Source organism: Cellulophaga geojensis KL-A (genome assembly GCF_000568425.1).
GTDB lineage: Bacteria > Bacteroidota > Bacteroidia > Flavobacteriales > Flavobacteriaceae > Cellulophaga > Cellulophaga lytica.
In genome coordinates, this window is record NZ_ARZX01000003.1 from 38,427 (window position 1) to 65,072 (window position 26,646).

Annotated in this window: 25 protein-coding genes; 15 read left to right on the forward strand and 10 right to left on the reverse strand. The window is 34.2% G+C overall.

What is annotated here, in order from left to right:
- Positions 1–13 precede the first annotated feature (13 nt).
- Positions 14–760 (forward strand): SDR family NAD(P)-dependent oxidoreductase, encoded by a 747-nt coding sequence (locus KLA_RS03855; protein ID WP_013620999.1) that lies wholly within the window; start codon positions 14–16, stop codon positions 758–760.
- Positions 761–878: 118 nt separating this feature from the next.
- On the opposite strand, the gene KLA_RS03860 is transcribed toward KLA_RS03855, so the two are convergent.
- Both KLA_RS03860 and KLA_RS03865 read right to left on the reverse strand, forming a co-directional pair.
- A complete protein-coding gene (locus KLA_RS03860; protein ID WP_013620998.1) occupies positions 879–1,388 on the reverse strand; it encodes an acyl-CoA thioesterase in 510 nt (169 codons plus the stop codon).
- Between the two features lie 60 nt (positions 1,389–1,448).
- Entirely contained in the window at positions 1,449–2,396 is a 948-nt protein-coding gene (locus KLA_RS03865) for an SPOR domain-containing protein (protein ID WP_034644109.1), read from the reverse strand.
- 104 nt (positions 2,397–2,500) lie between these two features.
- Here KLA_RS03865 and dprA point away from each other — a divergent pair, with 104 nt between their 5' ends.
- Together dprA and KLA_RS03875 are read left to right on the forward strand one after the other, a co-directional pair.
- Positions 2,501–3,601 carry a DNA-processing protein DprA gene (gene dprA / locus KLA_RS03870; RefSeq protein ID WP_034644112.1) on the forward strand — a complete coding sequence of 367 codons (1,101 nt, stop codon included), beginning with the start codon at positions 2,501–2,503 and terminating at the stop codon, positions 3,599–3,601.
- Positions 3,602–3,877: 276 nt separating this feature from the next.
- Entirely contained in the window at positions 3,878–4,630 is a 753-nt protein-coding gene (locus KLA_RS03875) for an FKBP-type peptidyl-prolyl cis-trans isomerase (RefSeq protein ID WP_013620995.1), read from the forward strand.
- A 26-nt stretch (positions 4,631–4,656) separates the two neighbouring features.
- Here the strand turns inward: KLA_RS03875 and trpS are convergent, their stop codons facing one another.
- Positions 4,657–5,625 carry a tryptophan--tRNA ligase gene (gene trpS / locus KLA_RS03880; protein WP_034644322.1) on the reverse strand — a complete coding sequence of 323 codons (969 nt, stop codon included), beginning with the start codon at positions 5,623–5,625 and terminating at the stop codon, positions 4,657–4,659.
- Positions 5,626–5,768: 143 nt separating this feature from the next.
- On the opposite strand from trpS, the gene KLA_RS03885 reads away from it, so the two are divergent.
- A complete protein-coding gene (locus KLA_RS03885) occupies positions 5,769–6,527 on the forward strand; it encodes a lysophospholipid acyltransferase family protein (RefSeq protein WP_013620993.1) in 759 nt (252 codons plus the stop codon).
- Here KLA_RS03885 and KLA_RS03890 read toward each other — a convergent pair.
- From KLA_RS03890 to recA, 4 genes are all read right to left on the reverse strand, one after another.
- Positions 6,524–7,987: an outer membrane beta-barrel protein gene (locus KLA_RS03890; protein WP_034644114.1), complete on the reverse strand. Its 1,464-nt coding sequence runs from the start codon at positions 7,985–7,987 to the stop codon at positions 6,524–6,526. The genes KLA_RS03885 and KLA_RS03890 overlap by 4 nt on opposite strands.
- A gap of 25 nt (positions 7,988–8,012) precedes the next feature.
- Positions 8,013–8,579 carry an RNA polymerase sigma factor gene (locus KLA_RS03895; protein WP_034644117.1) on the reverse strand — a complete coding sequence of 189 codons (567 nt, stop codon included), beginning with the start codon at positions 8,577–8,579 and terminating at the stop codon, positions 8,013–8,015.
- Positions 8,580–8,609: 30 nt separating this feature from the next.
- Positions 8,610–9,035, reverse strand: a complete 426-nt coding sequence (locus KLA_RS03900) for a hypothetical protein (protein ID WP_034644121.1) — start codon at positions 9,033–9,035, stop codon at positions 8,610–8,612.
- A gap of 141 nt (positions 9,036–9,176) precedes the next feature.
- Positions 9,177–10,184, reverse strand: coding sequence for a recombinase RecA (gene recA / locus KLA_RS03905; protein WP_034644323.1), 1,008 nt, complete (start codon positions 10,182–10,184; stop codon positions 9,177–9,179).
- Between the two features lie 291 nt (positions 10,185–10,475).
- On the opposite strand from recA, the gene KLA_RS03910 reads away from it, so the two are divergent.
- The 8 genes from KLA_RS03910 to KLA_RS03945 all read left to right on the forward strand — a co-directional run bounded on the left by KLA_RS03910 (position 10,476) and on the right by KLA_RS03945 (position 19,104).
- On the forward strand, positions 10,476–11,507 hold the full coding sequence (locus KLA_RS03910) for a rhodanese-related sulfurtransferase (protein WP_034644124.1): 1,032 nt from the start codon (positions 10,476–10,478) through the stop codon (positions 11,505–11,507).
- Positions 11,508–11,754: 247 nt separating this feature from the next.
- A complete protein-coding gene (locus KLA_RS18475; protein WP_262486342.1) occupies positions 11,755–13,536 on the forward strand; it encodes a stage 0 sporulation family protein in 1,782 nt (593 codons plus the stop codon).
- Positions 13,523–14,008: a gliding motility lipoprotein GldH gene (locus tag KLA_RS03920; RefSeq protein WP_034644328.1), complete on the forward strand. Its 486-nt coding sequence runs from the start codon at positions 13,523–13,525 to the stop codon at positions 14,006–14,008. The genes KLA_RS18475 and KLA_RS03920 overlap by 14 nt, the downstream gene beginning before the upstream one ends.
- A 2-nt stretch (positions 14,009–14,010) precedes the next feature.
- Positions 14,011–16,356 (forward strand): penicillin-binding protein 1A, encoded by a 2,346-nt coding sequence (locus tag KLA_RS03925; protein ID WP_034644127.1) that lies wholly within the window; start codon positions 14,011–14,013, stop codon positions 16,354–16,356.
- A gap of 16 nt (positions 16,357–16,372) precedes the next feature.
- Positions 16,373–17,074: a CoA transferase subunit A gene (locus KLA_RS03930; RefSeq protein WP_034644130.1), complete on the forward strand. Its 702-nt coding sequence runs from the start codon at positions 16,373–16,375 to the stop codon at positions 17,072–17,074.
- A gap of 15 nt (positions 17,075–17,089) precedes the next feature.
- Positions 17,090–17,428, forward strand: coding sequence for a hypothetical protein (locus KLA_RS03935; RefSeq protein ID WP_034644133.1), 339 nt, complete (start codon positions 17,090–17,092; stop codon positions 17,426–17,428).
- 42 nt (positions 17,429–17,470) lie between these two features.
- The gene (locus tag KLA_RS03940; RefSeq protein ID WP_013620982.1) at positions 17,471–18,124 is read left to right on the forward strand and encodes a 3-oxoacid CoA-transferase subunit B; all 654 of its coding nucleotides are present in this window, start codon (positions 17,471–17,473) and stop codon (positions 18,122–18,124) included.
- A gap of 437 nt (positions 18,125–18,561) precedes the next feature.
- Positions 18,562–19,104, forward strand: coding sequence for a thioredoxin family protein (locus tag KLA_RS03945; protein ID WP_013620981.1), 543 nt, complete (start codon positions 18,562–18,564; stop codon positions 19,102–19,104).
- 90 nt (positions 19,105–19,194) lie between these two features.
- On the opposite strand, the gene KLA_RS03950 is transcribed toward KLA_RS03945, so the two are convergent.
- Genes KLA_RS03950 through KLA_RS03960 form a run of 3 tightly spaced genes read right to left on the reverse strand, consistent with a single transcriptional unit; the run spans position 19,195 to position 22,659 of the window.
- Positions 19,195–19,941 (reverse strand): succinate dehydrogenase/fumarate reductase iron-sulfur subunit, encoded by a 747-nt coding sequence (locus KLA_RS03950; RefSeq protein ID WP_013620980.1) that lies wholly within the window; start codon positions 19,939–19,941, stop codon positions 19,195–19,197.
- A gap of 10 nt (positions 19,942–19,951) precedes the next feature.
- Complete coding sequence (locus KLA_RS03955; protein ID WP_013620979.1) at positions 19,952–21,967, reverse strand: fumarate reductase/succinate dehydrogenase flavoprotein subunit; 2,016 nt, start codon at positions 21,965–21,967, stop codon at positions 19,952–19,954.
- 14 nt (positions 21,968–21,981) lie between these two features.
- Positions 21,982–22,659 (reverse strand): succinate dehydrogenase cytochrome b subunit, encoded by a 678-nt coding sequence (locus KLA_RS03960; RefSeq protein WP_013620978.1) that lies wholly within the window; start codon positions 22,657–22,659, stop codon positions 21,982–21,984.
- A gap of 162 nt (positions 22,660–22,821) precedes the next feature.
- On the opposite strand from KLA_RS03960, the gene KLA_RS03965 reads away from it, so the two are divergent.
- From KLA_RS03965 to KLA_RS03975, 3 genes are all read left to right on the forward strand, one after another.
- Positions 22,822–23,712 (forward strand): RimK family alpha-L-glutamate ligase, encoded by an 891-nt coding sequence (locus tag KLA_RS03965; protein ID WP_013620977.1) that lies wholly within the window; start codon positions 22,822–22,824, stop codon positions 23,710–23,712.
- The gene (locus KLA_RS03970) at positions 23,690–24,664 is read left to right on the forward strand and encodes a succinylglutamate desuccinylase/aspartoacylase family protein (protein WP_034644138.1); all 975 of its coding nucleotides are present in this window, start codon (positions 23,690–23,692) and stop codon (positions 24,662–24,664) included. The genes KLA_RS03965 and KLA_RS03970 overlap by 23 nt, the downstream gene beginning before the upstream one ends.
- A 361-nt stretch (positions 24,665–25,025) precedes the next feature.
- Positions 25,026–26,591, forward strand: a complete 1,566-nt coding sequence (locus KLA_RS03975) for a hypothetical protein (protein WP_034644140.1) — start codon at positions 25,026–25,028, stop codon at positions 26,589–26,591.
- Positions 26,592–26,646: the final 55 nt, after the last annotated feature.

The following is a 26,646-nucleotide window of genomic DNA, read 5'->3' on the forward strand; positions in this document are numbered from 1 at the left end:
TAAAAAGAAAAAAATGGAAGATTTAAAAGACAAAGTTGCCATAGTAGTTGGTGGTACAAGCGGAATTGGTAGAGCTACCACAGAACAGTTGTTAGCTAATGGAGCAAGCGTAATAGTTGTTGGTAGGAATATTGATAAGATAGACGACACTAAAAACTTATCTAAAGTAAAAGCAGACATCACTAACAGTGAAGATTTAAAACAATTGGTTGACAAAATTAATCAATTAGAAGATGTAGATTATCTAGTTAATGCTTCTGGCATATTTAATCCAAAACCTTTTTTAGATCACAATGAGGACGACTACAACGCTTATTTAGACCTAAATAGAGGATTTTTCTTTTTAACACAAGCTGTAGCTAAAAAAATGAAAGCAACCCAAGGTGGTTCTATTGTAAATGTTGGATCTATGTGGGCAAAACAAGCTGTAAAAATGACACCTTCTTCTGCTTACTCTATGCAAAAAGCAGGTTTACACTCCTTAACGCAGCATTTAGCTATGGAATTAGCAGATGATAACATAAGAGTAAACGCTGTATCGCCAGCCGTAGTAAATACTCCGGTTTATCATAGCGTTTTTGGTAGTAAAGATGAAGCAGAAAAAGCATTAGAAGGTTTAAATGGGTTTCACCCAATTGGCCGTAATGGTACACCACAAGATGTAGCTAATAGCATTGTATTTTTACTATCTAATAAAGCATCATGGGTAACTGGTGCCATATGGGATACAGATGGTGGCGTAATAGCAGGAAGAAATTAAAAACACCTAAACTAAAACGGCTAGGATTAATTTCCTAGCCGTTTCTTAGTTTATACCAAATAGTACATTGTACTTAAGTAACATATTTTTAACTTGTTACCTCTCAATATACCAATTGTTATTTATCTATAAATATTGCTTTTAACTCAGTTGCATCTTTAGGTTTAAGCTTGCCAGCTAGTACCAAACTAAGCTGTTTTCTACGTAGAGCAGCTTCAAAACGCTCAACCTCTAAATCAGTTTCAGGAATTAATGCAGGCACTTCAGTAGGTTTTCCGGTATCATCTACAGCAACAAAAGTATAAATAGCTTCGTTTGCTTTTGTTTTTTCACCGCTAAACCTATCCTCTATCCAAACATCAATAAAAATCTCCATAGAAGTTTTAAATGCTCTAGAAACAGCTGCTTCTACAGTAACAACACTTCCTACAGGAACAGATCTATTAAAAGCTACGTGGTTTACAGACGCAGTTACAACTATACGTCTACTGTGTCTACGTGCAGCAATACTAGCAGCCCTGTCCATACGCGCTAACAGTTCGCCACCAAACAAATTGTTTAGCGGATTGGTCTCACTAGGGAGTACCAAATCTGTCATAACTGTTCTACTATCTTTAGGTGTGTGCATTTTCTATTTTTTAAATTTTGCGCAAAGATACTACGCTTTTAATTTAAAAAAGAAAATATTTTACTTTACTGAAAGCAACCAAGCATCTGAAGATACGCCCGATTTAATTTTTTGCAAAAACTTTAAACCTTCGTTAGCATCACTAAAACTTGCATAAGCTACTTGGTGTAAACCATATTTATTTACGCCAACATACAGTGCATTATAGCCTTGTTTCTTAAGTACTTCTATTTTACGGTTTGCATTTTTTTGCACTCTAAATGCACCAGCAATTACATAATGCTCTTGCGTAGCAGGCTTTGCTATAATATCTAAAGACAAAGATGGCAGCTCTAATGGTGTAGTATCAAAAAAAGTAGCCTCTTGTATAGTTCTAGATATTTGCTCTTGTGCATCTTGCTGTGCAATTTCTTGTATTGCAACTGTAGTATTGTAGTAACGTAAACCTGTTAAACCAGTAGAAATTGCCAATAAAGCAATTGCTGCATACTTTAAATACGGTCTAAACGTAGTTGTTTTTCTTTTTTCTGGTGTAATAATAAATGGTACTTCTTCTTCTAAAGCTACCACTTCTTCTTTTAACACTTCTCTAGTAACTGGTGATGCCACTACAGTAGATAAACCAAAAGATGTTGTTAAATAATTTACTTGGTTAGCTGGTATAAATTGTATTTTTTGGTCCTCATTTAAAAACAACTCACCTACTGAAGCAAACTTAATTCTTTGCCCCAATTTTAACATTCTCTTCCAATGCTCAACTTCTTTTGTCAACGCCTCCAAAACCTCTTCAAAAGTAGATTTTTCTGCCGTTGCAATATATGTTATTAACAAGCCATCATTAGAATTTACTTGTTGGTTAAACGAAACTATCTTTGTAGGTGGCGTAAAGGTATTAGTAGCCTCATCTAGTTCAGCAGATTTTTTTTGCGTTAAAAAAGCTCCAAACTCAGGTATTACAACACAGTTGTACCTATATAATAATTCTTCAATATATTGTTCTGTTCGCATTGTGGCAAATATTGTAAAAAATCATCTTTCTTTTAACATTTGGCCTAACTTTTTATTAACATTTTAATTGTTGTATTTTGTAGCCAATTACAGAAAGCCTCTAAATGACTACAACAGAATTAATTGCAACTTTAAGATTACAAAGCATTCCTAATATTGGAAGTGTTACAGCTAAAAAATTAATTGCCCATTGTGGCAGTGCCTCTCAAATTTTTTGTAGTAGAAAAACAGATCTTTTAAAAATTGATGGCATTGGAACGCTAAAGTTGAAAAATATTTTTGACACATCACATTTAGATGCTGCAGAAGAAGAGCTTCAATTTATTAAAAAAAATAATATTGAAACACTTTATTTTAAAGATGAAAATTATCCAGATTATTTAAAACACGCTATAGATGCTCCTTTTTTATTATTTAAAAGAGGGAATATCAATTTAAAAAATAGAAAAATTATTAGTGTTGTTGGCACACGTAAAATTACTAGTTATGGCACTGCCTTTTGCGAAAAATTTATTGCTGACATTGCTCCTTTAAATCCAATTATTGTAAGTGGCTTTGCATATGGCGTAGATATTTGCATACAAAAAGAAGCTATAAAACACGGTTTACAAACCATTGGTTGCTTGGCACATGGTTTAAATCAAGTTTACCCAAAAGTGCATAGTAAGTATACAACAGATATAGAGAAAAATGGCGGATTTTTAACTGAGTTTTGGAGCACAAGCACACCAGAGCGTGAAAATTTTTTAAAACGAAACAGAATTATTGCTGGCTTAAGTGAAGCCACTGTGGTAGTAGAATCTGCTGAAAAAGGAGGTAGCTTAGTTACTGCAGATATAGCGCACGGATACAATAGAGAGGTTTTTGCGGTTCCTGGGAGAACTCAAGACAAATACAGTTTAGGTTGCAATAATTTAATTAAACAACAAAAAGCACAAATGATTACTTCTGCTGCAGATGTTGTATATTTATTAGGCTGGGAACCTAAACAAAAGGCAAAAATTACGCAACAACAATTGTTTGTAGAACTTACCGAGGTAGAGCAACAAATACACTCTTTTTTACAAACTGAAGGCAAACAGCTACTAGATACTATTGCTTTGGCATGCAACATTCCTGTTTTTAAAACCTCATCTACATTACTAAATATGGAAATGAAAGGAGCCATTAGACCACTACCCGGAAAATTGTTTGAAGCTATATAAAACCACCCTAAAAAAAAGCATTAATACTCCACTAATATACCTAAATAAACAAACTAGTTAGTTTGCTAGGCTAGTAAACAATGGCTTACTCTACATAAATAAAGTTGCTTGTCTTTTAAATACATCTAATAATCCTAAAATGTATAATGGTTACTGTTGCAAAATTTTACACAACATACTGTATAGTTTGTTTCATCTTTTAATTAAATAGAAATAAACACAAGGAGAAATACTACAGATTTTGGTTACTTTTGATAGAAAATTTAGAAAACAAAAATGAAAAAACTATTAATTGTAGCATTAACCCTTGTAATAGGTAACGCTAGTTATGCTCAAAAAAAGAAAGATTTAATAAAGGAAGTAGCCGCTTTAAAATCTGAAGCTTCCACCCTAAAAAAAGAGTTAAATCAACTTAAAAAAGCCAAAGAAGTAAACCTAAACGACAGTATACACAAATTTAGTTACGCATTTGGTGTTGAAATAGGAACCAGCTTAAAATCCGTGGGTGTAAAGTCTATTAACTATGATGTGTTTGCAGTTGCACTAGAAGAAACTTTAAATGGTAACGAAAAAATTTCTAGACAAGACGCTAGTTCATATATCCAGAAAAGCGTGATGGAAATTAAAGAAAGAGAATCCAAAAGGTTAAAGTTAGACAGCGAGAATTTTTTAGCAGAAAATGCTAAAAGAGAAGGTATTAAAACTACAGAAAGTGGATTACAGTACGAGATTTTAACTCCTGCTGATGGTCAAAAACCAACTGCGGATGATAAAGTTGAAGTACATTATGAGGGAAAACTTATAGACGGAACCATTTTTGATAGCTCTATAGAGCGTGGAGAATCTATAGTATTTGGAGTATCGCAAGTTATAAAAGGGTGGACAGAAGCATTACAATTAATGTCTGTTGGCTCTAAATACAGAATTTATATTCCTCAAGAATTGGCTTATGGAGAAAACGGAGCAGGAGGCCAAATACCTCCTTACGCCGCTTTAATTTTTGATGTAGAATTAATTTCTATTAAATAAAAAAACCAGTATAATAAGGGCAAAAGTTAATAACCTACTTTTGCTCTTACTCTACTTAGCACCTCAGTTGCAACCGCAGTTGCCTTTGCTGCTCCTTTAGCAAGTGCTGCATCTATCTCATCTAAATTATTCATGTAATAATTATACTTTTCACGTGCATCTGCAAACTTATCAACAATAAGCTCAAATAACTCTTGTTTTGCGTGTCCGTATCCGTAATTACCACCTTTATATTTAGCACGCATTTCATCAACCTGCTCTGGTGTTGCTAATATTTTATATAACTCAAACACATTATCACCTTCTGGGTCTTTAGGGTCTTCCATTGGTCTGCTATCTGTTTGTATACCCATAATTTGTTTGCGCAACTTCTTATCGGTCTGGAACAAATTAATTAAGTTGCCTTTACTCTTACTCATTTTAGTACCATCTGTACCCGGAATAAACTTAGATTCCTCTTGCACCTTACCTTGTGGCAAAACAAATGTTTCTCCTAATTGCGCATGAAATCTAGACGCTACATCTCTAGTAATTTCTAAATGCTGCATTTGGTCTTTACCTACAGGCACAATCTCCGCATCATACAACAATATATCTGCTGCCATAAGCATTGGGTAAGTAAATAAACCAGCATTAACATCTTCTAACCTATCTGCCTTATCTTTAAAGGAATGTGCTAGAGTTAGTCTTTGGTACGGAAAAAAACAGCTTAAATACCATGATAATTCTGTGGTTTGCGGAACATCACTCTGTCTGTAAAAAACAGTTTTTTCAATATCTAAACCAAAAGCAAGCCAAGTAGCAGCTACAGCATAGGTGTTGTTACGTAATTCTTCTCCGTTTTTTATTTGCGTTAGCGAATGCATATCTGCTATAAAAAGAAAAGATTCGTTTTTAGGGTCGTTTGCCATTTCTATTGCTGGCATAATTGCACCTAAAATATTACCTAAATGTGGCACTCCTGTGCTCTGTACTCCTGTTAAAACTCTTGCCATTTTATTTAAAATAATTGTAAAAATCAAAGGTAATGCAAATAGAAGAATAGACCAACATTTTGGTTTTTGCTTTTTTTAGTTTTATGCGATTAAAAAGTAAACTTTTTTAACCATAGTTTTAATTAATTGCTATTTTTGAAGTTATGTTCACTTTTTTAAAAAACATAGGTCACTTACTTTACCGCATTTGGTTTTATATACTTGTGGCACTGCCTATACTCTTATTTTTTCCATTATTATTTGTGTTTTGTATTAAAGAAAAATGGTACCCTTACTTTTTTTGGTTGGCGCGTAACTGCTGGGCCAGACCAATTTTATTAGGTATGGGCTGTCCGCAACAAATAAAAAGAGAACAAAAAATTGAAAAAGGAAAAAGCTATATGCTAGTTGCTAACCACACTAGTATGCTAGATATTATGCTTATGCTGCGCGCTAGTAGAAACCCTTTTGTATTTGTAGGCAAAAAAGAATTGGTTAAAATTCCGCTTTTTGGTTTCTTTTACAAACGCGTTTGTATTATGGTAGACCGTAGTAATACCAAAAGTAGAACTGCTGTGTATATGCGTGCACAAAGAAGATTAAAACAAGGACTAAGTATTTGTATTTTTCCTGAAGGTGGCGTGCCAGAGGAAGACGTTATTTTAGACGAGTTTAAAGATGGTGCTTTTAAAATGGCCATAGCTCATAAAATACCTATTGTACCTATGACATTTTTAGACTGTAAAAAACGTTTTTCTTTTACCTTTTTTAGTGGAAGCCCAGGTTTATTGCGTGTAAAAATTCATTCCTTTTTTGAAACCAAGGAGTTAGATGAAGAACACAAAGCAACATTAAGAGAAGATGTGCGAAACGTTATACTTAAAGAGTTGCAAAGTAAAAAACCAACTGGTATTTCATTTTAAAACTTAAAACTAAGACCACTATAAACGCCCATAGAAAAAGGCTGAAAATCTCCAGAGCTATTAGAAAATGTATTTAATTGGTATTTAAACATTGGCTCTACGCTTAACTGCATTTTAGGCGTAAACATATAATTAAGTCCAAAACCAACATTAGTACTAAAATTAAGGCTATTTATGTTATTAGATTCTCCTATTTTAGTTCTTAAATCATCAGACTCTAAGGAGATAGAATCATCTACTAGAAACAAAGAACTTACACCGCCTATCAGGTTTACACCAAATTTACCCTCTGTAAGCGCATAATTAAGCTCTAAAGGAACCTCTAAATACCCAAATTGCTGTACCATTTTACCCTCTCTACTAGTACTTTTATTTGCATAACTAAATTCCTCTGATTTTGGACTGCTCGGTACTAAAAGTTCATCTGAATCTGTTTGTATAACAATACTTTCTGCATTTGCACTATAATCTATTGTGCTAACCATATTGTTACTTTTAGGATCAAAAGCAGATTTAAAAAATACATTATTAGTATTGTAACCATAGTCTACCTTATGCACTCCAGATCGTATGCTTAATTTTTTATTTACTGCATAAGCAACAGTTACTCCATAACTCATATTTACATTACCAGACTTTGAGTTAGATACAAAACTAGGGTCTACTGGAGAACCGTCTTTTAAAGAATTAAAATATACTGGCGCCACATTAGCACCTACAGACCACTTGTCTTTTTTTACAGACGCAACAGCTTTTTCTTCAGCCTCTTTTATGGCATCATAAATAGATTTTTTACCAACTGTATCTGTACTTACAACTGCTTCTTCTATTTCTTTAGAAAAAAGTTGTTCTTTTTCTTCTTTTAAGTTTGGTGTTGATTTTGTTTCAACACTATCTACATTACCTACTTTTTTGTTGTGCTTTGTCGCATTTTTAACTAAAGCAGCTGCAATAGCACTATTCTCTCTGTTTTTAACAGTAAATAAGGTTGTAGCTTCTTCTCTGGTTACTTTATGTTTTTGTGTAGCTGTAAAAGTATGAGTATTAGCTTTATTCTTATTGACTACAGATGCATTATTACCGTGTTCTTCATTTGTAGTAGTTACAACAGAGCCTTCATTAATAGGTAAATTAATATTGTTTTTATCAGTAGTGTCCTCTCCATTTATTTTTGCATTCTTATCTACAATTTTTGTATCTGTATTAGGCAGTACCTTTTTTGTATCTGTAATTGCAGGCACTATTGCATCATCAGCCATAAAAAAAGGTTTTACCGCAAAAAACAACAAAGCAAAAACAGCAGCTATTCCGCCAAGTTTCCACCAAATAGGAATTACAAACCTATCTTTTTTCTTATCGTCTAAAGACGCATTAAGCCGCTGCCAAACTTTATCATCTGGCACTTGTCCAAAGTCTTTAAACTTATCCTGGAACAGCTTGTCTAAATTTTCTTTACTCATTTTAATTATTATATACTGACTACAATTAAAATTGCAACCAACAAAATAGCACTATGGAAACTACTATTTTTAGCTTTGTTTTTTCTATTTTATCCTTTAAAATTTGTCGCGCTCTAGCTAAGTTAGATTTAGATGTACCTGCCGTTGTACCCAACAAATCTCCTATTTCTTTGTGCGTATAGCCATCTAACACATATAAATTAAACGTTGTTCTGTATTTGTACGGCAACTCTTGTATGTAACTTAAAAGCATTGATAATGAGGGAGAGTCTTCTGTAACTTCTACTTCAACTGGCTCTTCAATCTTTTCTTCTTCTTTTATAGCTACGTAAGTTTCTTTTCTGTATTTCTGCAGAACAGTATTAACGGTAATTCGTTTTATCCAACCATCAAAAGAACCATTAAATTTAAACTGACCAATTTTATTAAAAATGGTCATAAAGCTATCATGCAAATTGTCTTCTGCCTCTTCTTTATTTTTAGAATACTTTAAACAAACCCCATAAAGCATAGGAGCGTAATGGCGGTAAAGCTGCTCTTGTGCTGCTCTATTGCCTTTTACACAATTATGTATAGTTTCATTTAAGTCCAAAAAACGTAAAATGGTTGGTTATAAAATATTTTATTGGTTTACTGGTACTGTAATTTCTATGTACTGGTCTTCACCATCTGCATTTTGCCCTGTCCAAAATTTAAATAAGTAATCTTCATTATAAATTACCTCAAAATCAAAAGACACTTCTACCTCTTCTGTACTTTCTTGGCAGTTATCATTACCTATTAACTCTGTTCCAATAGGGTAAACCTCACGCTCTGTTAACTGATGCTTGTGAATGTCAAACCCTTCAAAATAGGTACACGTATTAGGATTAGCGTATGTAACAAATATGGTATACCTTTCTCCGTACTCAAAGGCCTCTGGCACTTCTGCACTTAACACCTTTAAATTTACGTATTTAAAATTAGTATTATCATCATCATCTAAAGAGCAAGCGTTAAAAGATAAACTTACTATCACAAGCATTAAAATACTTAAACTTTTTTTCATGTTGTAATTATTATATTGTTGCTTTATAGATGATTATTAAATGGTAAGGTTGCGTTAAAAACGACAAAATCCCGAAAAAATCGGGATTTTGAATGTTTTAGGCCCATTTTTGGGTAAAACTGTTTATTTTATAAATAAAAATTAAGCTGTAACTGCTTTTATAGCATCTTTAATTTTTACTTCTAATTCCTCTAGCAATTCTGGGTTATCTGCTAAAATACTTTTAACAGCATCTCTACCCTGACCAAGTTTTGTATCGCCATAACTAAACCAAGATCCACTTTTCTTAATTATTTCGTATTGCACACCTAAATCTAAAATCTCTCCTACTTTAGATACACCTTGACCATACATAATATCAAACTCAGTAGTTCTAAACGGTGGTGCAACTTTATTTTTAACAACTTTTACTCTTGTTTTATTACCCTGCACATCACCATCTGTATTTTTAATTTGTGTAGACCTTCTAATATCTAAACGTACAGAAGCATAAAATTTTAATGCATTACCACCAGTAGTAGTTTCTGGATTACCAAACATAACCCCAATTTTTTCTCTTAACTGGTTAATAAAGATAACAGTACAATTTGTTTTACTAATAGAGCTTGTTAGTTTACGTAGTGCTTGCGACATAAGTCTGGCGTGTAATCCCATTTTAGAGTCACCCATTTCACCTTCAATTTCACTTTTAGGCGTTAAAGCGGCAACAGAATCCACAATAACAATATCAATAGCACCAGATCTAATTAAATTATCTGCAATTTCTAAAGCCTGCTCTCCATGATCTGGCTGAGAAATAATTAAATTATCTATATCTACTCCTAATTTTTCTGCATAAAAACGATCAAAAGCGTGCTCTGCATCTATAAAAGCAGCAATACCACCAGCTTTTTGAGCCTCTGCTATAGCATGCAACGTTAATGTTGTTTTACCAGAAGATTCTGGTCCGTATATTTCTACAACTCTACCACGTGGATAACCACCTACGCCTAAGGCAATGTCTAAACCTAAAGATCCAGAAGATATAACAGCTACATCTTCTACAACCTTATCTCCCATCTTCATTACAGATCCTTTACCGTAAGTCTTATCTAGCTTGTCTAAAGTTAATTTTAACGCTTTTAATTTTGCTTCTTTTTCGTTGCTCATTTCTAATAGTGTTTGTACCGCTAAATTACCATTTCTTTTGTCATAATACAATGCCAACGCAACCTTTTTACCAAAGCTGCATCTACAAGGTGTGTTCACCTTCAATCTTAAAACGAAGGTGCCTTAAGATTCTACATTTTTAAGGCAGGTTTATTTTTCCGCTTTGTTGGTTAAGTCGGAAAAAGCATCTAAAAAGGGTTTAACTATATGTTATAACCCTTTTTTGTTGCCCAAAACCTCAATATTTTATAGCTTTGCCGCTATTCTTTAACTTAATAAAATTAGTATAGCATGCAACTGTACAATACATTAAGCGCCAAGGAAAGAGCAGCCCTTATTGAAGAGGCTGGTAAGGAACGCCTAACCATTTCTTTCTACAAATATGCGCACATAGGCAACACATCTTTATTTAGAGATCACTTATTTATTACCTGGGACCAATTAGAGGTTCTTGGACGTATTTATGTAGCAACAGAGGGTATAAACGCTCAATTATCTGTTCCTGCAGAAAATTTTAATGCCTTTAAAGCACATTTAGATAGTATTACATTTTTAGAAAATGTACGACTAAATATTGCCATTGAACAAGACAATATGTCCTTTTTAAAATTAAAGGTAAAAGTGCGTAATAAAATTGTTGCTGATGGTTTAAACGACAATGCTTTTGATGTTACAAACAAGGGTGTACACGTTAATGCTGAAAAATTTAACGAGCTTATTGAAGACCCAAATACGGTGTTGGTAGATATGCGCAACCATTATGAAAGTGAAATTGGTCACTTTAAAAATGCTATTACTCCAGATGTAGATACTTTTAGAGACTCTTTAGATATTATAGAGAACGATTTAAAAGACCACAAAGAAGATAAAAAACTAGTAATGTATTGTACTGGTGGTATACGTTGTGAAAAAGCTAGTGCTTACTACAAACACAAAGGCTTTAAAAACGTTTACCAACTAGAAGGTGGTATAATAGAGTATACCAGACAGGTAACTGATAAAAACCTAGAAAATAAGTTTATTGGTAAAAACTTTGTTTTTGACCACAGAAGAGGTGAACGCATAACTGATGATGTTATTGCCAACTGTCACCAATGTGGAGATCCTTGTGACACACACGTAAACTGCGCTAACGAGGCTTGCCATTTATTATTTATACAGTGTAAAAAATGTGCCGAAGAAATGGACAATTGTTGTTCTACAGAGTGCAAAGAAATACACGCACTGCCTTACGAAACACAAAAAGAGCTTAGACGTGGTAAAACGGTAAGCAACAAAATATTTAAAAAAGGAAGATCTGAGGTTTTAAAATACAAAAAATAGATTTTAACTCTAAACTTCCCCACACAAATAAAGGCTGCTAAAACACTTGTTTTTAGCAGCTTTTTTACATTAAAACAGCAGACAACAAAAAGCTATTTTATTCAGTTTAAATAATTAACATTTTACAATAAAGTACTGTCTTATTTATTTCAACTTAAAAATAGTATCTTTACGGTTAAGTAAATTAATATGAACCTTTTTTGGCACAAAGCAGCTTTGTTTTTAGTGTCAAATCAATATATATAATATGGGTTGTAGCAGTTGTTCAACTGGTAAAGACGGCCAACCAAAAGGATGTAAGAACAATGGTACTTGCGGAACAGATGGCTGTAATAAATTAACGGTTTTTGATTGGCTCTCTAATATGTCGTTGCCAAACGGCGCAGAGCCTTTTAATTGTGTAGAGGTACGCTTTAAAAATAGTAGAAAAGAGTTTTTTAAAAACACAGATAAATTATCTCTAGCAATAGGAGACTTAGTAGTAACCGAAGCAAAATCTGGTTATGATGTTGGTATGGTAACACTTACAGGTGAGCTTGTAAGGGTGCAAATGAAAAAGAAAAAAGTTGCTTTAGATAGTGAAGATATTCTAAAACTATACAGAAAAGCTAGTCAAAAAGATGTAGATACTTGGCAAAATTGCAGAGATAGAGAAGAGGCTATTAAAAAGAGAGCCAGAGAAATTGCAATTGCACTTAATTTAGAGATGAAAATATCTGATGTTGAGTTTCAAGGAGATGGCTCTAAAGCTACATTTTACTACACAGCAGAAGACAGGGTAGATTTTAGACAGTTGATAAAAGATATGGCAAAGGCATTTTCTATTCGTATAGAAATGCGCCAAATTGGTTACAGACAAGAAGCACAACGTTTAGGCGGAATTGGATCTTGTGGTAGAGAACTTTGCTGCTCTACTTGGTTAACAGACTTTAGATCTGTAAGTACTGCTGCTGCCCGCTACCAACAACTTTCTTTAAATCCACAAAAGCTAGCTGGCCAATGCGGTAAGCTAAAGTGTTGCTTAAACTATGAGTTAGATGTGTATTTAGATGCCTTGAAGGATTTTCCTAGTCAAGACACTAAAATATTTACAGAAAAAGGAGTTGCATACTGCCAAAAAACTGACATTTTCAAAGAAATGTTATGGTTTTCTTACAGAGATGATGCCGCAAACTGGCATATGCTAACCAAAGATCAAGTAAATGAACTTGTTGCCTTAAACAAGCAAAAAGAAAAAATTGTTAGCTTAGAAGATTATGCGGTAGAAAACATAGTTGAAGAAAAAGCAATGGTGTTTGAAAATGTTGTTGGCCAAGACAGTTTAACTCGTTTTGACAAACCAAAAAAGTCTAACAAAAAGAGACGCAACAATAATAAAAAGCGCAACAACAACAACAACAACAACAACAACAACAACAACAACAACAACAACAACAACAACAACAACAACAACAACAACAACAACAACAACAACAACAACAACAACAACAACAACAACAACAACAACAACAACAACAACAACAACAACAACAACAACAACAACAACAACAACAACAACAACAACAACAACAACAACAACAACAACAACAACAACAACAACAACAACAACAACAACAACAACAACAACAACAACAACAACAACAACAACAACAACAACAACAACAACAACAACAACAACAACAACAACAACAACAACAACAACAACAACAACAACAACAACAACAACAACAACAACAACAACAACAACAACAACAACAACAACAACAACAACAACAACAACAACAACAACAACAACAACAACAACAACAACAACAACAACAACAACAACAACAACAACAACAACAACAACAACAACAACAACAACAACCCTAATAATAAGAGGTCAAAACCAAAGTCAAACCCTAATAGCAAGAGTAACAAGGCTAAAAGTCCGGCTAAAAAAAGACCTGTTGCAAACAAAAAAAACAACAACCCAAATAGTAACAGCAACACTAACAAAAAAAGACCCACAAAAAATGCTAAGAAATAGTTTTATCATTTTTTTACTTGTACTCTTAGGTGCCTGCAACTCTAACATTATAGAAACCAAATACAAGGCAACTAAAAATGGCGTTTGGAATAAAGATGAAATAATGAGTTTTTCATTTAATGCACCAGACACAATTAGCAGGTATAATGTATTTATCAACCTAAGAAATGACAATACATTTCCTTACAGTAACTTATTTTTAATATCAGAGTTAAGTTTTCCTAACGGAACTGTTATTAAAGACACCTTAGAATACCAAATGGCAAAGCCTAATGGTGAGTGGTTAGGTAAAGGAAACGGAAGTATTAAAGAAAATAAACTTTGGCTTAAAGAAAACATCGTTTTTCCAGAAAATGGCGTATATACATTACAAATTTCACAAGCTATGCGCAAAAATGGCAATGTAAACGGCATAGTAAATTTAGAAGGCATCACTGATGTTGGGTATCAAATAGAAAAAATTAAAGAATAGCAATGGCAAAGGCTGTAAAGAAAAAAGAAAGTAAACCATTTTTTAAGTTTATTAAATGGTTTTGGATATTATTTGTTGTAGGTATTATATCTGTGGTACTTATATTTTTATTAGCATCTATGAATGCTTTTGGCGAGTTACCAGATTTTGAACGCTTAGAGAATCCTCAAACAAATTTAGCCAGTCAAATTATCTCCTCAGATGGCGAGTTATTAGGCAAGTACTATTTTGAAGACAACAGAACAGATGTAGCTTACGAGCAATTGCCTAAACATTTAGTAGATGCTTTGGTTGCAACAGAAGATGCTCGTTATTTTGAGCACTCTGGAATAGATGCCCGTGGTACACTAAGAGCATTTTTCTACCTAGGAAAAAAGGGAGGCGCAAGTACAATTTCTCAGCAGCTAGCAAAGCAATTATTTACAGGCCAAGCTGCAAGAGGATGGCAACGTTATACTCAAAAAATTAAAGAATGGGTTATTGCAACTCGTTTAGAGCGCCAGTATACTAAAGAAGAAATTATAGCAATGTACTTTAACATTTATGATTTTGGTAATAATGCAGATGGTATACGTTCTGCTTCTCGTATTTACTTTGGCAAAGAACCTAAAGATTTAGATGTTAAGGAATCTGCGATGCTGGTAGGTATGTTTAAAAATTCATCTTTATACAATCCTACCCCAAAAAGAAACCCAGAAGGAACTTTAAATCGTAGAAATGTAGTGTTAGCGCAAATGGCAAAATATGGCTACATTACTCAAAAGGAAAAAGACTCATTACAAAAAACACCGTTAAGCTTAAACTTTTCTCCAGAAAACCATAAAGAAGGTCTTGCAACGTATTTTAGAATGTACTTACAAGGTTTTATGAGCGATTGGGCAAAAAAGAACCCTAAGCCTGGATTAAAAGGAGAGCGCGACAAATGGAACTTATTTTTAGACGGATTAAAAATCTACACCACTATTGACTCTAGAATGCAGAAAAACGCAGAAGTAGCAGTAGAAAGACATATGACGAAGTTACAAGCTGAGTTTTTTGTTCAAAATACACCAGAACGTAATAAAACCGCTCCATTTTTAGACCTAAACAAGGACGAGGTAAATAGAATACTGGAAAGAGGTATGAAAACTTCAGACCGATGGAGATCTATGAAAAGAAACGGAAAATCTGAAAAGGAAATTAGAGCAGCATTTAAAAAGCCAATTCCAATGAAGGTTTTTAGCTGGACAACCAAAACTAAAAACAAAGACACTGTAATGTCTCCTTTAGACTCCATTAGATATCACAAATCTTTTTTAAGAACAGCTATGATGTCTATGGAACCACAAACAGGGCACGTTAAAGCCTGGGTTGGTGGTATAAACTATAAGTATTTTCAGTATGACAATGTATATAACGGATCTAGGCAAGCAGGTTCTACATTTAAACCATTTGTGTATGCTGCAGCTATAGACCAATTGCGTTTATCTCCTTGTGATTCTATTATGGACACACAACATTGTATTGCAGCTGGCAAACACGGTAACACAGACGCTTGGTGCCCTAAAAACTCAGACGGTAAGTATTCAGGAAAAATGATGACGCTTAAACACGCATTAGCAAATTCCGTAAATTCTGTTACAGCAAAATTAATAGACGAGGTTGGCCCTGCACCAGTAGTGCAAATGGCTAAAAAATTAGGCATTTCTAAAGAGTTACCAGAAGTACCATCTATTGCTTTAGGTACTGCAGATATGAGTGTGTATGAAATGGTTGGCGCATATGGCGCATTTGCAAACCAAGGTGTGTATGTAAAACCCGTAATGGTTACCAGAATAGAGGATAAAAACGGCACAGTACTTTATGAGTATACTCCAGAAACAAGAGATGTTATGAGTAAAGATGTTGCTTACGCTGTTGTAAATCTAATGGAAGGCGTTACTCAAGGTGGTTCAGGAACAAGGCTAAGACACAAATACCAAGCAAATAGAAGAGACTATAAAGAAATTATGACTGGTTATCCTTACGAACTTAGGAACCCAATTGCTGGTAAAACAGGAACTACACAAAACCAAAGTGATGGTTGGTTTATGGGTATGGTACCAAACTTAGTTACTGGCGTTTGGGTTGGTGGCGAAGACAGAGCAACACACTTTAAAAGTATCACATACGGGCAAGGAGCAGCAATGGCATTACCAATATGGGGTATGTACATGAAAGCAAATTATGCAGATAAAGATTTAGGCATATCAGACAAAGCCTTTACCAAACCTAAAAACCTATCTATTAATGTAGATTGCGCCAAGGTTAGAAAAGAGATGCAACAAGATCAGCGTGTTGATGACGACATAGAAGATCTTGATTTTTAATTAATTCTTATTTAAAATGATTAGAAAAACAGTAGCAAACGTTAAAGAAGCCCTTAAAGGCGTAAAAGACAATATGACTTTTATGGTTGGCGGCTTTGGATTATGCGGCATTCCAGAAAACGCAATAGAAGAGCTTGTTAACCTAAACGTTAAAAATATTACTTGCATATCTAACAATGCAGGTGTAGATGATTTTGGACTTGGCTTATTACTACAAAAACGTCAAGTTAAAAAAATGGTATCTTCATATGTTGGTGAAAATGATGAATTTGAAAGACAAATGCTAAGTGGTGAGCTAGAAGTAGAATTAACACCACAAGGCACTTTAGCTGAAAAATGTAGAGCTGCACAATCTGGCTTTCCGGCTTTTTACACTCCTGCCGGCTACGGTACAGAGGTAGCAGAAGGGAAAGAAACAAGAGAGTTTAATGGCAAAATGTATGTTTTAGAGGAAGCTGCTAAAGCCGATTTCGCTTTTGTAAAAGCCTGGAAAGGTGACGAAGCAGGGAACCTTATTTTTAAAGGTACAGCCCGTAACTTTAATGCCGTTATGTGTGGTGCTGCCAAAATAACTGTTGCCGAAGTTGAAGAACTTTTACCAGCAGGAAGTTTAGACCCAAATGAAATTCATATTCCAGGAATATTTGTACAACGAATTTTTCAAGGAAAAGATTATCAAAAAAGAATAGAACAACGTACTGTTAGAACTAAAGAGTAATACAGAAAGTGCCTTATGAAATTAGCATATAGATGTCCTTCTTGCAAAGCAACAAATTATTACACACCAGTAATTGCAACCAGAGGAGATTTACATATGAAAATTGGCGATAGTTTTAACGCTAATTGCACAAGTTGCAACTCTATAGAAAAAGTACATATTAATAAAATTACAGCAGTACAAGACAAGAGATTAATAGTAATAGGCGCTATAATTGGCCTTGCATCTGCAATAATATTATGGTCTATTTTTGGCGCTATTGGAACAGTTGCAGTTGGTATTCCAATACTTTTTATGTCCGTAGAAAGTAGCGCAACCAATACCTTTAATAAATATATGATAAGACGCAGGTAACTTATCTAATTAAAAAAAATATTCAATTTTATAGTAACTATTATGCTAGATAAAAACGGAATAGCTAAACGCATTGCAAAAGAAGTACAAGACGGGTTTTACGTGAATTTAGGTATTGGCATACCTACTTTAGTAGCTAATTTTGTAAACAATGATATAAGTGTTGAGTTTCAGAGTGAAAATGGCGTATTGGGTATGGGCCCTTTCCCTTTTGAAGGAGAAGAAGATGCTGATATCATTAATGCTGGTAAACAAACCATAACAACTTTACCAGGAGCTTCTTTTTTTGACTCTGCAACAAGTTTTGGTATGATTAGAGGGCAACACGTAGACCTTACTATTTTAGGCGCTATGGAAGTTTCTGAAAACGGAGATATTGCCAACTGGAAAATACCTGGAAAAATGGTAAAAGGTATGGGTGGGGCAATGGACTTAGTTGCATCTGCAGAAAATATTATTGTTGCTATGATGCACACCAACAGAGCAGGAGAGTCTAAATTATTAGACAAATGTACCTTACCTTTAACTGGTGTTGGTTGTGTAAAAAAAATAGTAACAAACCTAGCTGTTTTAGAGGTTACTAAAGAAGGGTTTTTACTTTTAGAGCGCGCTCCAGGTGTAACTGTAGATGAAATAAAGAAAGCCACAAAGGGTACTTTAATTGTAGATGGAGACGTTCCTGAAATGGATATTTAAACAAAAAATGTAGGTATACAACATAAAAGTAGCGTTTTACAACAATTGTTTTACAATTTTAAAGGATGCACCTATATTTACATTGTATTATAAGTTTAACCCCAAATTAAAACTTTTAACAACCTAAATTATGAATGCCCAAATTTACCCAACATCAGAGAAAGTAATTTACAAGAAAAGTTTCTTTTCTGGAGTTATTAGCCTAACGAAAAAACTATTTATGCTTTCATAAATGAGTTTAAACTAAAGACATTAAAAGGAGCTACATTTTACTAAATGTAGCTCCTTTTTATTTTCTCAAAAAATCAATTAAAATAAGCCACTTAAGGCAATTAATACAAAACATATATAAGATACTATTAATTTATACTAAAATAGCCTTAAAGCGTTTGATTAGCTCATTAAAGCCATGTAACTTAGTGCTAAATCTAATTAAAATGAAAAAAGCAAAACACACCACTCAACTTCTAGCGTTATTTTTGTTTACCGTTGTAGCTTCTGCACAGGTACCTAAAGACCACAACAACAGAGAACGCTTACTAGGTAAAATTAGCAAGTCTGACCTAACAAAAAATTCATTTGAAAATTGGTTTACACCCAACTACAACGATTATAAGGTAGACACAGAAACAATAAACACAATAAAAGACAAACTAAAAGCGTACAAAATAGTTGCCTTTATGGGTACCTGGTGCGGTGATAGCAAAAGAGAAACACCACCGTTCTACAAAGTATTAGAAGCAGCAAACTACCCAATGGAAAATTTTAGTTTAGTAGCAGTAGATAATGCAAAAAATAATTATAAAAAAAGCCCAGGAGGAGAAGAAAAAGGGTTAAACATTACACACGTACCTACTTTTATTTTTTTTAAAAACGGTAAAGAAATTAACCGTATTGTAGAATCTCCTATAATAAGCTTAGAAAAAGACATAAAAGCTATTATAACTGGCAGCACATACATTCCTAATTACGCAGAATAGCAAATACAATTTATAAAAAATCCCAAGCTGTATACACAACTTGGGATTTTTAATTTTATACAAAATAGTTACACTGTAACTTATTTTAGCTTATCCTTTAATGTTTGCAGATAAAAACTCACGATTCATACGTGCAATGTTTTCTAAAGAAATTCCTTTAGGACACTCTACTTCACATGCTCCAGTATTTGTACAGTTACCAAAACCTTCTAAATCCATTTGAGCAACCATATTTTTAACACGGTCTACAGCTTCAACTTGCCCTTGTGGTAATAAAGCATACTGAGATACTTTAGCACCAACAAATAACATAGCAGAAGAGTTTTTACAACTTGCTACACAAGCACCACAACCAATACAAGTTGCAGCATCCATAGCTTCATCTGCAGCGTGTTTAGAAATAGGAATAGCATTAGCATCTTGCGTATTACCAGAAGTATTTACAGATATATAACCACCTGCGTGCTGTATACGATCAAAAGCACCTCTATCTACAACTAAATCTTTTAAAACAGGAAAAGCTTTTGCTCTAAAAGGTTCTATTGTAATGGTATCACCGTCTTTAAACATACGCATATGCAATTGACAAGTAGTTACACCCCTATCCGGACCGTGTGCTTCACCATTAATATACATAGAACACATACCACAAATACCCTCACGGCAGTCATGATCAAAAGCTACTGGCTCTTCACCAGAGTTAATTAATTGTTCGTTTAAAACATCCATCATTTCTAAGAAAGACATATGTTCTGAGATCTCAGTCACTTTATAATCGACCATTTTACCTTTCGACTGAGCATCTTTTTGACGCCAAATTTTAAGTGTTAAATTCATAATGTCTATCTTATTTGTATGAACGTTGTTTTAATTCTATTTCATTGAACTCTAGCTCCTCTTTATGCAATACAGCATCACCAGGTTCTCCTTTATATTCCCAAGCAGAAACAAAAGCAAACTCTTCATCGTTACGCTTAGCTTCACCTTTTTGTTCGCCGTCTAATTCTACAGATTCTTCTCTAAAGTGCCCACCACAAGATTCCTCTCTAACAAGTGCATCTTTAGCAAACAACTCACCTAACTCTAAGAAATCTGCCACACGGCCTGCTTTCTCTAATTCGCTATTTAACTCATTAGCATTACCAGGTACACTTACATTTTTATAGAAATCTTCACGTAGTGCTTTAATTTCTACCATTGCCTCTTTTAACCCTTCAGCATTACGAGACATACCACATTTCTCCCACATAATATTACCTAATTTCTTATGGTAATAATCTACAGAGTGTTTACCGTTATTGTTTACAAAGAAGTCAATTTTATCTTTAACCTCTTTTTCAGCAGCATCAAACTCTGGAGTGTCAGTAGGTATTTTACCCGTTCTAATCTCATGCGATAAATAATCTCCAATTGTGTAAGGCAACACAAAATAACCATCTGCTAAACCTTGCATTAAAGCAGAAGCTCCTAGTCTGTTTGCACCGTGATCAGAGAAGTTAGCCTCACCAATACAGTATAAACCGTCTACAGTAGTCATTAAGTTATAATCTACCCAAACACCACCCATTGTGTAATGTACCGCTGGGTAAATCATCATTGGTGTTTTGTATGGATCTTGATCTACAATTTTCTCATACATCTGGAACAAGTTACCGTATTTAGCCTCAACAATAGCCTTACCTAAATCGTATATCTTTTCTTTAGATGCATTTGTAATATTGTGAATTTTAGCCTGTTCTTTACCGTAACGCTCAATTGCAGAAGCAAAATCTAAATAAACTGCCTCACCAGTTGCGTTAACACCGTAACCAGCATCACAACGTTCTTTTGCTGCTCTAGACGCAACATCACGCGGTACTAAGTTACCAAATGCAGGATATCTTCTTTCTAAGTAATAATCTCTTTCATCTTCAGACAAATCGGTTGGCTTTTTCTTGCCTTCACGAATTGCTTTAACGTCTTCAATATGCTTTGGAACCCAAATACGACCATCATTACGTAAAGACTCAGACATCAATGTTAATTTAGATTGATAGTCTCCTGAACGAGGTATACAAGTTGGGTGAATTTGCGTGTAGCAAGGGTTTGCGAAAAACGCTCCCTTTTTGTGTATTTTCCAAGCAGCTGTTGCGTTAGAACCCATTGCATTGGTAGATAAGAAATATACATTACCATAACCACCAGAGGCAATTACTACTGCATGAGCAGAATGACGTTCTATTTCACCAGTAACTAAGTTACGAGCAATAATACCACGAGCTTTACCATCTACCTTAACAACGTCTAGCATTTCATGACGATTGAATGGAGTAATTTTACCACGCGCAATTTGTCTGTTCATTGCAGAATATGCACCTAACAACAATTGCTGACCTGTTTGTCCTTTAGCATAAAAAGTTCTAGAAACTAATACACCACCAAAAGAACGGTTGTCTAACAATCCGCCATAATCACGTGCAAAAGGAACCCCTTGAGCAACACACTGGTCTATTATATTTGCTGATACCTCAGCCAAACGATAAACGTTTGCTTCACGAGAACGATAATCACCACCTTTAACCGTGTCATAAAACAAACGGTAGGTAGAGTCTCCATCTCCTTGGTAATTTTTTGCTGCATTTATACCACCTTGTGCCGCAATAGAGTGTGCTCTACGCGGAGAATCTTGGTAGCAAAATGTTTTTACATTGTAACCCAACTCTGCTAAAGTAGCAGCAGCAGAACCACCAGCTAAACCTGTACCAACAACAATAACATCTATGTTACGCTTGTTAGCTGGGTTAACTAAATCTATATGGTTTTTATAATCGGTCCACTTAGTTTTAAGAGGGCCTTTAGGTACTTTAGAATCTAATACAGACATATGACACTATATTATTAATGATTAAAATGATGAAAAAGGGCTATAAAAATAAATCCTAAAGGAATTATTATAGCATAAGCCTTACCAAAAGCCTGAAGCTTTTGTTTTCTCATAGAGCTAACTCCAGAAGATTGAAACGCAGAACTAAATCCGTGCATAAGGTGTAAAGATAAAAACACAAATGCCAAAACATAAGCGCCAACTCTTAATGGGTTAACAAATTTGTGTGTAAGCTCTTCGTAATAACGAAAGCCTTCACCATCTGCTAATAATCCAGACATATCGCCTTGGATGTATTTAGTGTTAATTTCTGGCAACCAGAAATCTATAAAATGTAGTACTAAGAAACCTAATATAGCCAAACCGCTATAAATCATATTTCTACTCATCCAGCTAGAATTAGCTGCTCCATTGTTTTTTGCATACTTTACCACTCTTGCTTGTCTATTTTTAAATTCAAGAATAAAGCCCATTATAAAATGGTACATTACTCCAAAAATTAAAATCGGTTGTAATAAATACTGCACAGCCCAAAAAGTACCCATAAAATGAGAAGCCTCATTAAATGCGTTTGGACTAAACACCGATAAAATATTAATAGCAAAATGCTGAAGTAGAAAAAACATTAAAAATAAAGCAGAAAGCGCCATCGCATACTTTCTACCAATTGAAGATTTAAAAAATCCGCTCATTTGTTGTTAGTTTTGTTTTACAAATTTACGACTCAATTAAGTTATCAACAAACTTTGCTTAAAATATGTAACGTATTTAGAATTATTTTAAAGAAACTTTGATTAACAATTCTGTTAATTACTATTTTTGACCGATATTCATAGAAAATTTAAGAGTAAAAAATGGACATTGGCTTACTTTCTGTTAGTATGGGCGTGTACTCTACACGAAGAATTGCACAAGAAGCAGAAAAGCGCGGGCATTATATAGAGCTCGTAGACCACACCAAATGCTCTGTAAAATTAGGAGCAACTACTCCTAAAATATATTTAAACGAAGAAGATATCACCAATGAGTTTGATGCTATTATTCCTAGAATAGGAAATAAAGTAACTAGGCACGGTGCGGCTGTGGTTAGGGAGTTTGAGTTAAATGGCGTTTTTACCACAGTAAAATCATTAAGCATAATAAAGGCACGAAACAAAGTAAAAACATTGCAAATAATGACTAGGTGTGGCGTACCTGTCCCAGAAACATTATTTTCTATTAATCCTAATAACATAGAGTCTCAAATAGCACTGCTTGGTGGCACACCTGTAATTATTAAGTTGCAAGAAGGCACACAGGGACTTGGTGTAATTTTAGCAGAAACCAAAAAATCTGCAAAATCTATTATAGATACTTTTTACAAGATGGATACAAGTATCTTAATTCAGAAATTTATTAAAGAATCTAACGGAGAAGACATAAGAATTTTTATAGTTGGCAATAAAATTGTAGCTAGTATGAAAAGAACCAGTGAAGCGGGCGAATTTAGGTCTAATGTTCACAGAGGTGCCACTGTACAAGCAATAGAACCAACCGCATATGAATGTAAAATAGCACTTAGAGCAGTAAAACAACTAGACCTTGGTGTTGCTGGTGTAGATTTAATACGATCTAAAAACGGCCCTTTACTTATTGAGGTTAATGCATCTCCAGGGTTAGAAGGCATAGAAAGTGCAACAGGCGTTAATGTTGCCAAAAAAATTATTGAATACGTAGAAAAAAATGCTTTTAAAAGACGAAAATAAAACCATAACCATTGGTACTGAAAGTGTAAAACCAGGACAAGAAAAACTGGTAAGCATAAAAATAGACAGGTTACCAACAGGCACTATTATAGATATTCCTATTTATGTATTTAACGCCAAAAACCCTGGCCCTACCTTACTAGTGCAAGCAGGGCTACATGGCGATGAAATAAATGGCATAGAAATAGTGCGCAGAATGTTAGATAAAAAATATTTTAATGTTAATAAAGGATGCATAATAGCAGTTCCTATTTTAAATATTTTTGGATTTATTCATTTTTCTAGAGAATTACCAGATGGTAAAGATGTTAATAGAAGTTTTCCTGGATCAAAATCTGGCTCATTAGCAAGTAGAATAGCATATCACTTTACAAAAGAAATATTTCCTCAAATAGATTTTGGAGTTGATTTACACACTGGTGGCGGCAGCAGATCTAATTATCCTCAAACACGTTATACGGCAGCAGATAAAAATAGTGAAGAGCTTGCGGCTATTTTTAATGCTCCATTTACTTTTTCATCAGACCTTATACCTAAATCTTTTAGAAAAACAGCTTTTACAAAAGGAATACCCACTATTGTTTATGAAGCTGGCGAAAGCATGCGTTTTGATGAATATTCTATTGAACAAGGTGTACAAGGCATTTTAAACATTCTACATCATTTTAAAATGATTAATAAAACTGAAGCCTTACTTCCTGAAAAAGAAGAAACAGTATATTTAACCAACAGAAAATGGTTACGCGCTCCTACTGCTGGTATGTTTTTACCTAAAATTAAAAATGGAAGCGATATTAAAAAAGGCGCTGTTATTGGTATTGTAACTGATGCCTTTTCTAAACGAAATAAAGAAATTAAAGCTCCTTTTAATGGCTGTGTTTTTTGTATCAATCATCAGGCTGTAGTTAATCAGGGAGAAGCACTTTTTCACATTGGAGAATTGGCCAAATAAAAGTTAATTTTTCAAATTAAAATACAAAACCCTAAAAATTTAAACTTCAATTTACAAACTAACCAGTTTGTAGGCGCTCTTTATTCCTTGCTACAAATAAACAAGTATGCATTTTATCGGTAATTATTAGTGTACACCTTAGTTTAAGCTAAACATACACTTTTTTTTAATAACTAAAACAAACCGCTTAGTATGTTATTTGCATTTGCTATTAAGAACAATTACAATTAATAACCTTAAATTAAACTAGTAACATAAACACAAAGCTTACTTAATACAAACACCATAATGAGTTAACAATATTGGCGATGTTGAAAATTATTTTTGCTGTGCGAGAAATAATAACCAACAACACTAAAAAATGAATAAAAAATTATTAGCCAAGGCTTTAGTATTCTCCTTAATAGGAGCAAGTATTATAGGTTGTAATCCTGAAGACGGAATGGATGGCACAGACGGAAAAGACGGTATTGACGGAATTAATGGTCAAGACGGTGAAGACTACACACCACCAGCTTCTATTTTTGAAAATAAATCTAATATGAAACCTTTAGTTGCTATAGATGGGCAGTTTAACTTTGTAGAGGCTTACTCTTTAGTTAGCTCTAGCGATGTACTAAACTTTGGCGGTAGCGACTTTAGAATTGGTGGTGGTGCAGATGGTGCCGGACTAATTAAAAACGGAGAAGGTTATGAATATGTAGTAAATTTTGAAGATCATTTTGCTGTAGCAAGGTTATCATTAGACAATAAATTTAATATAACAGATGCAACATATTTATTAAACTCTAGTGTTGCAGACTATGCACGCCAATGTTCTGGAACTATGTGGGAAAAGGAAATTCACGGTGGTGATAAAGATTTATTTTTATCTGCATCTGAAGCATTTAATTTTGATGTAAAAGGAATAGATCCCTTAGTAGAAACACCAACACCAACTGCAGATTTTGGTTTAGATGCATTGGGTGAGTTTGCTTGGGAAAACGCTACTCCGTTACCACAAGGAACTTATGCAGGACAAACAGTAATACTTGGTGGTGATGATGATTCTTCTGGTTCTGAAGGACAAGTTATTATGTACCACTCTACAGCTGGCGATGCTGATTTAACTGGCGGAAAAATTTACGTATTACGCCTAAAGCAAGTATCTGACGGTGCTGGTGCAGTAATGGCAGTAGCTGCAGACACACAATACAACGAAGGAAACTTAGATTTTCAGACAACTTACGATGTAGAATTTGTTGAAATTGTAAATGGATCTAGCTTAACCGTAGATGAAATGGAAACAGCTTGTAATGACGTTTTTGCATCTCAATTTATGAGAGTAGAAGACGTAGATTACCAAAAAGGTGGAGACGCAAACGCTAGAAATGTTTACTTTGCAGTTACAGGTCGTGGCCCAGGAAGAGGTACTTATAACGACTGGGGAACAGTTTATAAATTAGAACTAGACGCTACAAACCCTTTAGAAGGAAAGCTAACACAGGTTATTAGTGGAAATACAGATACAAATAATATGGATGGTAACCTTGCAATGTTACAGAGTCCAGATAACATTTGTGTAACCGAAAACTACATATACACACAAGAAGATCCTAACTCTTTTAATAGAGGTCATGCAGCATACATTTATCAGTCTGACCTAGAAGGTAACAACTCTAGAAAAGTTTTAGAGCTTGTTGTTAGAAACGATTTAGCCTTAGACAAAACTACTGGCTTAAGCGGAGAGTTTGGTTCATTAATAGATATATCTGACAAAATAGGAGAGCCAGATACTTTTATGTTGGCTTTACAACCACACTACTGGAAAAGTAATGAGTTTGCCGGTGTAGATGGTGGTACACAATCTTTACAACACCCTTGGTTAGGAGACTCTCCTTACCTAGAAGGATCTCAAATTGTAATAATCAAAGGTTTACCTAGATAAAAACAACACATATTTTATTAAAAAGATCCCTGTATCATATGGTGCAGGGACTTTT